Raw genomic sequence first — 10406 nt, 5'->3', positions numbered from 1 at the left:
AAACCGATAGGTTTGATGACCCAAGAATCCCCCACTTCAAGCGTTAGCTAAGTGGTGGGAGTGTTCAATATTGGGTTTGCATCTGTTTATTCCTTTTTGTTGTTTGGTCGGACTTACAATAAACAGGTTTAGTTTACATACAATCCTTCACAATCTCAATAAAGTAAAGTCGCTTTTTGATACATAATGAATCCCCTTTTAAAGACTTCTCAATGTCTCATAGGACTTGTCTCAAACTGCGTATCGTTCTAATAGTCGTTCATTATTGCTTCCTTCAGTTTTTTATGGGCTAAAGCCCGCGTTGAGCCGCGCCAACATCCAGAGCGAGGAGAATGGAGGTTGTTGCGGCTCTTGTGCGTGGTTAGGCACCGCTGGGTTCGGTCCAGGAAACGTACCACCGAACTGAGCCGCCCCTCCCGGTTTGCCATTTCATCTCCCCAGCGTCTGTGACGGGGACGTGTCGTGGAGATGCCGTGAAACGCAAGCGAATGAAACTGGAGGAGACAAGAGTGTTGTCCATAGTCACGTCCAAAAGGCCTTCCCCACCCATTTGCACGGTGGCGACGATTGTAGCATTCGGCGACGGGCGTGGCGGGGGGAAAATGTCAATCTCGACAGGATCGCCTGTGTAGAACCCAAGTACGAACACTGTCGCCACGGTCGCTGGCTTGCCGTTGTGTGTGCCGGTACGCATGAACGCCAGGATCGAAGGTGGATGGATCTCCGAGTTATAAGGGCTATGTCCGCAGTCGATGATCCAGCGTCCACTGACAAACAAGAGATCTCCACGAAGAGGCGACCCCCATTCAGCAATGTAGTAGTTCAGGAAGTGCCTCTCAATTTCAACTTCCATTAGGAAACGGTTGTCGGCAAGGAGACTTCTGTACGGATGCAGCGGCCGGACAGGAATCACCCAGTCGCTTGAGAAAAAGGGGGGCCCATCGTCCCACTCATGCGTCAGCGGGTTATCCCATTCGGCTGGCTCAAAGTTCTTGACAATGCCGAGCATGGGGGTAAGGACGTAGTTACCAACAATAGCTTGCCATTCTGGCGGCCCCCAAGGGTAAGTGGTTCCATTACAATAAAGCTGGCCGGCATTCTCGATCGGCGGCGCTGACGTAGGTGGGACAATGTTGCAAGGCCCAGTATCCGTAGTCCCACTGCAAGGGAACTGCAGCCAAAGTGTGGGTGAGTCTTCGGCTAATGGAGCATTAACATCCGCGAGTTCAGAGAGATCACCGCCCTGACGCTCTACCCAAAGCGTAGAGGGGCTACCCTTAATCTCTAACGTGGAGGGCAAGCCTGGCTGATTAGGGCGTGCAAACTGCTGGAATAGCCAGGTTTCTGTTGCGAGAGACGTACGGGGATCGGCGATAGGTAGCCCGGTAGCACTCTCGCCACCAAGTTGGTCGATGGCATGCACAAAAATGGACGGGACAAAGTAAGTTCCCATTGCGCCAGAGTAAATTCGACCCTTTCTAAAGTCCTGAGCCCTAGCACCGCCGAGAGCATCTCTTTCATTAGATGTCGGGCGCTCCAGTCGTCCACGGCTAGATAACCACTTGTTAAAGATTTGTCCTAGGATTACCTGACTAGTGTTTTCGCCGGCCCAAATGGCCCCACGCTCGTAGATGGCAATTTCAATGCCATCACCCCATCGAAAATCGCCAAAGGTTCCGAGACCCCCTTCAGACGCATAGCGGCTACGAATCTTCTGCGGTAAGTACGTAAAGTGTACTGTGCTAGTTCCCGTAAGACCCGCGGTGTTCTGAGCCTCAATGCTAATCTCCTGTGGCCCCAAAAATAACCCCATAGGCACTAAAAAGGAGCGCGTTGAACCAGATCCGGACAGTTGCAGCAAGGTAGTGATCGGTGGCGCTGTTGAATCCGGTGGGACTCGGTAAGTCAGCTTGAGTGTAGCCGTTGGTAAGAGTCCTTCTCCGCTAACCTCACCTGTCAAGATGATCGGCGTCACTTCAAGTTGTGCGTCAGTTGCTGGGGACGTAATTCGTACCACCGGCGGATTTGTAGGAAGAGGACCTGGCGGTTCTCCCTCAAACTCTAGGTTGTCGATCACTTCTATTTCCTGGCTACCGATTTCGAATTCGACGCGCATGATCAACGACGAGGGAGTATTGACCTCGAATGCAGTCGTAAACGCGTGCGGTTGGACTAACTTTGGGCCGTCCTGCGCGATGATCACACCGCTAGCATTTAACGCACGTAGGGTTCCATTGAATGCGATGTTCGACAAGGTAGTAGTTGCATAGAAGCGTACGTGTCTCTGTGGACTGGTAAACTCCATAATCAGGGGACCGAAATGTGCTGGGAACTCAACACCAAGAGTTTTAGCGGCCTGCAGAGTGCCCCCCTCGATAAAAGCACCGTCTGGGAACACAACACCACGATCCGCGTATTGTGACTGGACGTGCGTTTCAGGAGGGAGGTCGTTGAAGTCGATAATGGTCATTGTCTTACTCCTATCGCATTGATTGTACTGCTCATCATATCACCTCGGCTTCGGCAATAACATGGCCATACAGATGTTTATCTGAGCAATTTACGTCAACCACCCCATCGATTCTGAGTATTATGCTGATCCGCATAATACTCAGTTCAGATCCCCTTCATCGGGTCCCGACGTCCTTCGGGCTGTGGTTCAGCGTATGCTATTACTATGCCCAAATAGGTTGCGTCTCTATGCCTCAAGCCAGAGTATTCTACGAAGGTTACTTATAGGACAAAAAAGTTTATTCTCTTATCGAAAAGGGGAAGGATAAGTGATGGCACTCTTAGTGGTATTTTCAAATTTTTCCTGCTAGATTGCATATGGTCGAGTATCCGCCAAAGATCAAAATCCAGAACGGCAGCTCGTCAAGTTCCGGGAGTTGGGAGTAGAGGAACGATACATATTTGTCGATAGGATGAGCGGCAAAGACTTTAAAAGACCAAAATATCAGGCCATGCGACTGCTGATTCGAGAGGGGGACCTAGTATATTTAGACGCATTGGATAGGCTGGGCCGGGACTACGATGGAATCATAAGCGAATGGAAGTATATCACGCGAGAGATCGGTGCTGACATCGTATGCCTGGATAACGAAACACTGTTTGATTCTCGAAAATTTAAAACGATGGGTGACTTTGGCAAAGTAATGGAAGACCAGTTTCTGAGTCTCTTGGCGTATGTTGCTGAGCAGGAAAGGAAGAAAAACAGGCAGCGGCAAGCAGAGGGGATTGAAGTTGCACGAGCAGCCGGAGTAACCTTTGGTAGACCTAGACAAGTAATCGACGATAAGTTTGTTCAGGCCTACAAAGATTGGAAAGCCGGTCATTTGACAGCGACAGCGGCTATGGAAAAAGTCGGTATGAAGAGGACTACATTCTACAGGCGTCTGAGGGAATATGAAGAAGAACAACTTTAAATTTTTATTATGATGATCAAATGGTGAAAACCCATGGCATGGTATGAATATTTAAGAGATTGGTGGGATGAAATGTTTAAGAGATTCAAATTCTGCTTCAGGCTTTATCAAGGACGTTCACTTGAAACTGTCTTCTGCAGTTTTATATTTAGTTTTCTCGTTGGACTATTTTTGTATTTAGGTCATGCACCAGTTCCATGGTTGTCAATCGACATTATGGTATTCTTCTTAGATTGCTTAGCTTTAATACGAATAATTTGGTGGTTAAAAGGTTGCTGGTAAAGGGACGAATATTTACGGCTATTTTCGTTGGGATAATACAATAGAAATTCATATCGGAAAGGTTACATCACCGTTGGAATTTCAGCGTCGGATTAGAAACACAATAAAATATGCTCGCGAAAAAGGATATCTTATCGTAGCATACAATAATGAGATGATATAGGAACATACAAATTGAAGGCCCGTAGGAGGAAGTTTGGCGGTTTGCCTAAACCTATTCTATATTGTCTATCCTAAAAGTTGGATAATGTTATGTATTTTCTTTTTCAAGAACCTGCTGGCTAATATTACGCAAACAAATTCACACTGAAACTTCAAAGATAAAAAAACCATTGTGACTAGGGGAGAGATTAGCAGCAAGTGGTTCTGTAGGGCCGTTTCAGGTTTAATTCAAAAAAACGAGCATCTTGCTGCTGTTGGTATATACATTGTGCCGTGCTGTGTAGGTAATCGGACATAAGAAGTATCTCATCTCATACATGCTCTGTAAATTTGAGATATAGCAGCTCTACATTTGATTTTTAATATTGTTTACGATATAATTTTACTATTCGGATACTATCCGAATAAAACTCGATAATAAAGGTGGCATCATTCATGGAGTTCTTACACTTCTTTGATGCCCGTGACTACGATCCAGTAGCTGATTATCTTTCCACCCTTCAGAAGAAGGAAATCTCGAAGTTGGACCAATACATAGGTCTCGTTAGCTAATATGGTACGCGAATCGGAGAACCGTATGTGGAACACATTGAGGGTAAAATCTGGGAACTACGTCCGGGGAATTACCGCTTCATTTTTTTTGTTTGGGGAGATAAATTTGTTCTTACAAATGCATTTCGTAAAAAGGGAAGGAAAACTCCTGACAACGAAAAGGCTATTGCTAAGAAACGATACAGCGACTGGATTAAACGGTTCGGGCACAAATGAGAGTGGGGGGGAAGTTCCCCCTGCTCCCCTCTAAGGGGTGAGAACGTGAATGGTGATCCAAATAGGAGGAAAAATGATAAGAGAAAGGAGTCGACTCAAGACGGAAAACAAAACTGGAGATTTCGTTCATTGGTCTGATGTTCGGAATCAGTTCCTTGATAATGAGGAACGGGTTAAAAATGATGTGTTTATCAAATTCATCGGGAGTTTGGTAATGCGCCGAAAAGATCTGAAGTTAACTCAGGATGAGTTGTCTAAACGTGTAAATATTACTCAGGCTAATCTTGCAAGAATTGAGAAAGGAGATGCAATGCCCAGACTAGATACTTTTTTCAAGCTAATGACTGCCTTAGATATGGAACTTAAATTAATTCCAAAAGATAATTTAAATCGAGATTCAGACGGGTGAGTAATACGTGGTCTGTAGAGTGAAATAAAATAAAAGCATTTTGAATTAAACTTTGAAATACAAAAATTATTAAATAAATTATGGAGGACTTACAATGAAACTACTCTGTAGATAAATTCAAACAGTTTGGGGCTATTCCGAAAAAACATTTTCGGATGCCCCTTTTCATCCTAAAAGACCAGTTTTTTAACGGCTGGTCTTTTCAATACATAGCAATAGTTTTATGGTATAAGTCCAGAAACAATGCCAGAAAAGGTTGATCGGCATAAGGAGTATTTAGAAGAAGATCATTATATTCGTCGTGGCTACACGATTGACAAAGCGAGAGAGAAGGTTAAGCAGGATCACTACAGACTTAATTCAAAAGGTTCATTTAAAAAGCGAGCATCTTGCTGCTGTTGGTATATAACTTGTGCCGTGTCGTGTAGGTAATCAGACAGAAGAAGTATTTCTTCCCATGCATGCTCTGTAAATTTGAGCTGTAGCAGCTCCACATTTTAGCCCATTGTATGATTATCGGACAAGAGGTAGGTGAGATTTTTAGCTGATATAATTCATCCATTATAAATACCGCCTTTCATTGGTCATAAATTAGATTTCAGTATTTTTACGCCAAGGAGTATTTACTCTTATAATCGCGAACAATACCCTTTCATATCATTATTCCTCCCCAACTGAAAAATGTAATACTACATTTACATCATTTTTTTAACCTTTCATTAGGAAATATTTGGGTTTCTGGCATAATGTTTATGTGAATAGCCAGGATATTTTTGGACTAATGAGCGTAGTTTTTCAATCATGTCAGCTTGGGAGGTCCGAGCTTCTTTTTTTGATCCAATAATACCAATATATATTTAATTTTGCCTTTGCTAATTTTATTAATAGGCTAAATTTACACGACTTGGTTGGCTGAAGTCAAAAAGAGAGGCAGGGGCTGCCTCTCTGAACGGTATGATAATTCAAGTAGCATCCAATTGTACATTCCAGTAAGATATATTTAAAAATGTATGTTAGAAAGAGGTTATTATGTTAAAACGTTTTTCAAAAAAAATGATTCAATCCATTGGAAAGGGAGAGTATTTTTCTTCTATTCGATGGATGGTTATCTTGTTACTAGCTTTAAGTGTTTCTTTAGCGATGGCTGTTTACGGGATCTTATCAATACATTTACCGAATTGGATAAAGCCACTGCCACCAAGCAATTGGATTGGATTCTATGGAAGTATGTTCGGGGCATTCCTTAGCGGATCAGTGACTATTTTTATTTTTAACGAAACACTTAAAGAAAATCGGAAGACGAATAGTGAAAATAAGCGAGTCCAAAGTTTACCCTTTTTAAATTTGCAATAAAAGATGCCAAATTATCAGAAGAAGAAAGGTTTGAACAGGGTGATATTCTAAGGCACGACATGATTTTAAAATTCTTTACCAACGACCTCGATAAACCATTTGATAGTGATATGTACTATTTTAAACAACTTTCTATTTCTATTGAGAATATAGGGTCCGGTCTAGCTACAGATATGATGTTCATTCGTTTTGATGAAACGTCGAATATTATTTTAAAAAGAGACCCGAATAAGTCTTTCTTTAGTCAGCGAAACTATTTGCGGCCTACTGAAGCTATGAAGGTGTTCTTGATATTGCCGGTTCGAGACATGGTGTATAAAAACTTCAGTCTAGTCGTATCGTTTAGAGACATTGTAGGAAACCACTACCATCAAACTTATAGACTAGATTTCTCCAGTAACGATGGCCCTCCTATATTAACCTTAAAACGAACCACATCACCCATGTTAAAAGCTGATAAAAAAGATTCCTATTTCGTACATACGGAGTGACGTAAAAAAAGAAAAGTACAAAAGCCTGCATTGCATAAAACAAGGGATTAACGCCGAATATATGAAAAGCGACCATAGAAGGCCGCTTTTCATATTTAGACAATTGAGCAGCTCCGTAGAAGGGCTAAACGAATTGTATATCCTTTATATTCTCCAAGAAGATGTGAGTTTGCCCCAACTCAGTATGCTCAAGTACCAGGAACCCGGAGAACAAATCACAACGCTTAACCCAACCGCTGAGGCTCTTATAACATCTATGATCGTAATAAATGACTTCAACGATTTTATTTTCTTCCAAGCTAAGAGCAACCACATCATTGGTATTCTGAAGCTGGTCTTCATCCAGAACGGCTTGTTAATATCATCTGTTCGGTGAAAATAATGTATTAGACTGGAGTCATTGATTTAACGCGATTTTTGAATTGAAGAATCGTCAACTTTTAAAAAATAGGTTATAGACTAACCCCATAACAAAAGCAGCGGCGGACCAAGACCTGGTAAATAAAGAATTAGACTGCCGCTGCTATTCAACTAACGTTTCCCGTTAGCGGAATGCTCGCTAACCGTAACAACGTTAGACGTACCTTTTTCGCGTATTGTTCTCTCCACCCCTAGAGTCTTCATTCTTGTCCCCGATGGGGTTAGATTTGATTGCACATAACAAGCTATCTCACCCTACCTGAATAAATAATATTCCTTAACTGGATGACCTGACTCTTAAGCTCTTTCTCTCTCTCCAAAAAGTAGAGCGAAGCTTGCAGCAACGGGAAGTTCGGTTCCGCTTTACGAGTTTCGTTCTGGATAAAATGGTAAACCTCTTTCAACTCCGAACGATGTTTTGCGCCGGATGGAAGAACATTAAGGGCCGAATCCATTTCCCAGAACAGCTCGGTAAGGAACTGCTCTCTCTCCCCTTGGCGGTCCTCGAGCCCCCAGCTTAAATACCTCTCGAACGAAGCCTGTTTCAACAGAGGCTTCAGGTTAGAGGCCATCATATGCTTAACGAGCACATTGAGCTTATCCAAAATGAACCTTGCCGTTTCCTCAAGCGATAGAGACTTTTCTTCATAAACGATCCAAAATAAGTTCTACTTGTTGATGGAAATACTATATTAGAGGAATATCTTACGATGTTTACGGACGATACGGTTATACCAGGCAAGACGTGATGCACAAGAACAGGGAATGCTTCAAGATTATCTAATTCCGGCTGATGAGGGAGGTTATTACTTAATCCCTTGGTTAGGGAGTAGGGCGTTCCGTACCTTAGAACGAATACTTAAATTCCAGGCATCCAAAGATGTCAGAATTACTTCTGTGAGAACAGTAGAACCTCACTAATTCTATATTAAGGGGAGTATTAAGCCAAACGAATTGTGGGAGCTACTTCAAGGGTTTAATTCATCCCAGGATCTTCATAAACTCATCTATTAAGAAAGAGAAAGCCTCTATCTTGGAAAATATGATGAATATCTTCCGCTGGATCTCGTTCAAGCTGCGTATTTTTCAGATGGAATAGATCTGAGGGCTGTAGAAAATTTCTTAAATCCTTAAATTCATCGTATTATTTTGAGAAATGAACATTTCAGTATATGATAAATATGTTGATAGCATTTCAGACTAGATTTCTTTCAATCATCATATTGAGAAAGGCGATACAAACGTTATGAAGAGAAAACAGTTTTATCCAACCTGTCGCATTTGTGATAAATTAAGTGCCGACATGACTCATTGTCTTATTTATGGGCAACTCAAACCGGCTCAAATTGACGATAAGCAAGCAGCTGCTACTTGTACAACCAACGGTGATTATATCCGTTATTTGCATGCCACCCCTAATCATCATAATTATGTAGCATTAGACGAACGTGAAGAGTTCGAAAATAAGTTTGGTATTACCCTGGAAGGTTGGGTTCAACAGACATTTGGGAAAGAATCGAAAATTGAAGTAAAGAGCAGTGATGATCTACCAAAACAGTAGGGGGGATATGGTTGAGAAAACAGGCATTAAAGGGAATAATATTTGTTTTATCTATGGTGTTGTTGACGAGTTGTTCAGACCTAACGACTACCGTGCCAAACGAAAATAAGGCATCCGCTTCATCCCATAGTATTCAGTATGCTTTCTCTCAAGAAGATCAGCATCCCGAAAAATTACTTGATCAAGTAATAGAAGATTCTCAAAAAACACTTGATATTGCTATTTTCAGCATTACGGAAAAAAGTATTGTGAGTGCTATACTCAATGCGAAGCAAAGAGGAGTAGATGTTCGGATTATAACCGATGAAGATCAATCCGAAGGAAAAGGACAGAAGGCAGCACTTGAGAAATTCAAAAATGCTGGAATCCCGATCAAAGTAGATCACCATAGTGGATATATGCACTTAAAGGTCACTATTGCTGATCAAGAGGTGGTCACTACCGGTTCCTTTAATTACTCAGCCTCTGCTGTTCGCAGAAACGATGAAGTATTGGTCGTCATCCCAGACAGAGAAATGGCAAAACAGTGGACCCGTGTTTTCGATAGTATGTGGAAGGATGATAAAAATTTTTTATCCTTTAACTAACTAATTGATTGTATAATGAGTTTATAGGTTTTATTATTGTTAAATAACGGTATGGGTAAAAACGGAGAGTCATGGGGCGCTCTTATTTTTTAACCCACTAATATTCTAATCGATTAGTGAACTGATCTGGCTTGGCGGCAGGACAGTTTACAATAAGGAGGTATGTGACCAGTTAGGGAATGTAGTATGAGACACTTATAGGGGACGATTCTTTGGAGACAGTTATTTTAACCATTTTGTTAATTTTACTTATTCCCTTTACCTTTGGAATGGCTAGAATGCTTCTCGAAGATGATAAAGATTTTATCAAAGAAAGCGAGAATACCCCATCCTCTATAGGTGGGGGTTGAATCGTTGCTCTTTTCATTTTAAAGCTTTTGATTCTGCATAATATACATTGTTCTCAAATAGAAAGGGGTGACATCATGCTTCGTCACAAAGCCTACAAGTTTCGCTTGTATCCGACGAAGGAGCAGTCACAGATCATGCGGCAAACGTTTGGATGTGCTCGCTTCGTCTTTAATTTCTTCGTGGCAAAACAAAAGAAACAAGATGAATACTGGCACATCACCAACGAACTGTACCAAAGTGGCATGCTTCCGTCCAACGAATGGAAATCTTCCTTCTTCGATAAGTATGCATCGATCAAAGAAGTCAAAGAACTCAAGCAGAATCATGCATTTCTTAAAGAAGTAGATAGTATTGCGTTACAACATGCTGTAGAAAACGTGGCAGATGCTTATTCTCGCTATTACAAAAAGCAGAATAACGCTCCACGTTTTAAGAGCAAACGAAACCTTGTGCAGAGCTATACAACGAAGTGCGTCAACGGCAATATAGCAGTTGTAGAAAATTTCGTGAAGCTCCCGAAGCTTGGTTTTGTAAAGTTTGCAAAATCAAGAGAAGTTGAAGGACGCATTCTGAATTCCACGGTTCGTCAAAACGCAA

11 protein-coding genes are annotated in these 10406 nt (G+C 41.9%); 8 read left to right on the top strand and 3 right to left on the bottom strand.

Annotated features, from left to right (window positions below; translation table 11 throughout):
* Positions 1-361: 361 nt before the first annotated feature.
* Positions 362-2470: an LGFP repeat-containing protein gene (locus JO375_RS02755; RefSeq protein WP_229523039.1), complete on the bottom strand. Its 2109-nt coding sequence runs from the start codon at positions 2468-2470 to the stop codon at positions 362-364.
* A 352-nt stretch (positions 2471-2822) separates the two neighbouring features.
* Here JO375_RS02755 and JO375_RS02750 point away from each other — a divergent pair, with 352 nt between their 5' ends.
* The 4 genes from JO375_RS02750 (at position 2823) to JO375_RS02740 (ending at position 6399) form a co-directional block, all read left to right on the top strand.
* Entirely contained in the window at positions 2823-3425 is a 603-nt protein-coding gene (locus tag JO375_RS02750) for a recombinase family protein (RefSeq protein ID WP_229523040.1), read from the top strand.
* A 1008-nt stretch (positions 3426-4433) separates the two neighbouring features.
* Complete coding sequence (locus JO375_RS24945; RefSeq protein ID WP_377570929.1) at positions 4434-4637, top strand: type II toxin-antitoxin system RelE/ParE family toxin; 204 nt, start codon at positions 4434-4436, stop codon at positions 4635-4637.
* A 49-nt stretch (positions 4638-4686) separates the two neighbouring features.
* Positions 4687-5046 carry a helix-turn-helix domain-containing protein gene (locus tag JO375_RS02745; RefSeq protein ID WP_229523038.1) on the top strand — a complete coding sequence of 120 codons (360 nt, stop codon included), beginning with the start codon at positions 4687-4689 and terminating at the stop codon, positions 5044-5046.
* Between the two features lie 1029 nt (positions 5047-6075).
* On the top strand, positions 6076-6399 hold the full coding sequence (locus JO375_RS02740; RefSeq protein WP_229523037.1) for a hypothetical protein: 324 nt from the start codon (positions 6076-6078) through the stop codon (positions 6397-6399).
* A gap of 615 nt (positions 6400-7014) precedes the next feature.
* On the opposite strand, the gene JO375_RS02735 is transcribed toward JO375_RS02740, so the two are convergent.
* Together JO375_RS02735 and JO375_RS02730 are read right to left on the bottom strand one after the other, a co-directional pair.
* The gene (locus tag JO375_RS02735) at positions 7015-7236 is read right to left on the bottom strand and encodes a YolD-like family protein (RefSeq protein WP_267497660.1); all 222 of its coding nucleotides are present in this window, start codon (positions 7234-7236) and stop codon (positions 7015-7017) included.
* Positions 7237-7555: 319 nt separating this feature from the next.
* On the bottom strand, positions 7556-7915 hold the full coding sequence (locus tag JO375_RS02730) for a hypothetical protein (protein WP_229523035.1): 360 nt from the start codon (positions 7913-7915) through the stop codon (positions 7556-7558).
* 641 nt (positions 7916-8556) lie between these two features.
* On the opposite strand from JO375_RS02730, the gene JO375_RS02725 reads away from it, so the two are divergent.
* From JO375_RS02725 to JO375_RS02710, 4 genes are all read left to right on the top strand, one after another.
* On the top strand, positions 8557-8871 hold the full coding sequence (locus JO375_RS02725; protein ID WP_229523034.1) for a hypothetical protein: 315 nt from the start codon (positions 8557-8559) through the stop codon (positions 8869-8871).
* A gap of 11 nt (positions 8872-8882) precedes the next feature.
* Positions 8883-9458, top strand: coding sequence for a phospholipase D-like domain-containing protein (locus JO375_RS02720; RefSeq protein WP_229523033.1), 576 nt, complete (start codon positions 8883-8885; stop codon positions 9456-9458).
* Between the two features lie 212 nt (positions 9459-9670).
* Positions 9671-9808: a hypothetical protein gene (locus JO375_RS02715; protein WP_229523032.1), complete on the top strand. Its 138-nt coding sequence runs from the start codon at positions 9671-9673 to the stop codon at positions 9806-9808.
* A 75-nt stretch (positions 9809-9883) separates the two neighbouring features.
* Positions 9884-10406, top strand: a 523-nt coding sequence (locus JO375_RS02710) for a helix-turn-helix domain-containing protein (RefSeq protein WP_229523031.1), incomplete at its 3' end; no start/stop codon positions are given.

It is taken from the genome of Paenibacillus farraposensis (assembly GCF_020736845.1).
Taxonomy (GTDB): Bacteria; Bacillota; Bacilli; order Paenibacillales; family Paenibacillaceae; genus Paenibacillus; species Paenibacillus farraposensis.
This window is presented reverse-complemented; position numbering and strand designations above follow the sequence as displayed.

What these genes read in the sequence shown, in the direction of transcription:
- JO375_RS02755 (WP_229523039.1), bottom strand. Translation starts at nt 2,470, where the DNA reads ATGACCATTATCGACTTCAACGACCTCCCTCCTGAAACGCACGTCCAG.
- JO375_RS02745 (WP_229523038.1), top strand. Translation starts at nt 4,687, where the DNA reads ATGGTGATCCAAATAGGAGGAAAAATGATAAGAGAAAGGAGTCGACTC.
- JO375_RS02740 (WP_229523037.1), top strand. Translation starts at nt 6,076, where the DNA reads ATGTTAAAACGTTTTTCAAAAAAAATGATTCAATCCATTGGAAAGGGA.
- JO375_RS02725 (WP_229523034.1), top strand. Translation starts at nt 8,557, where the DNA reads ATGAAGAGAAAACAGTTTTATCCAACCTGTCGCATTTGTGATAAATTA.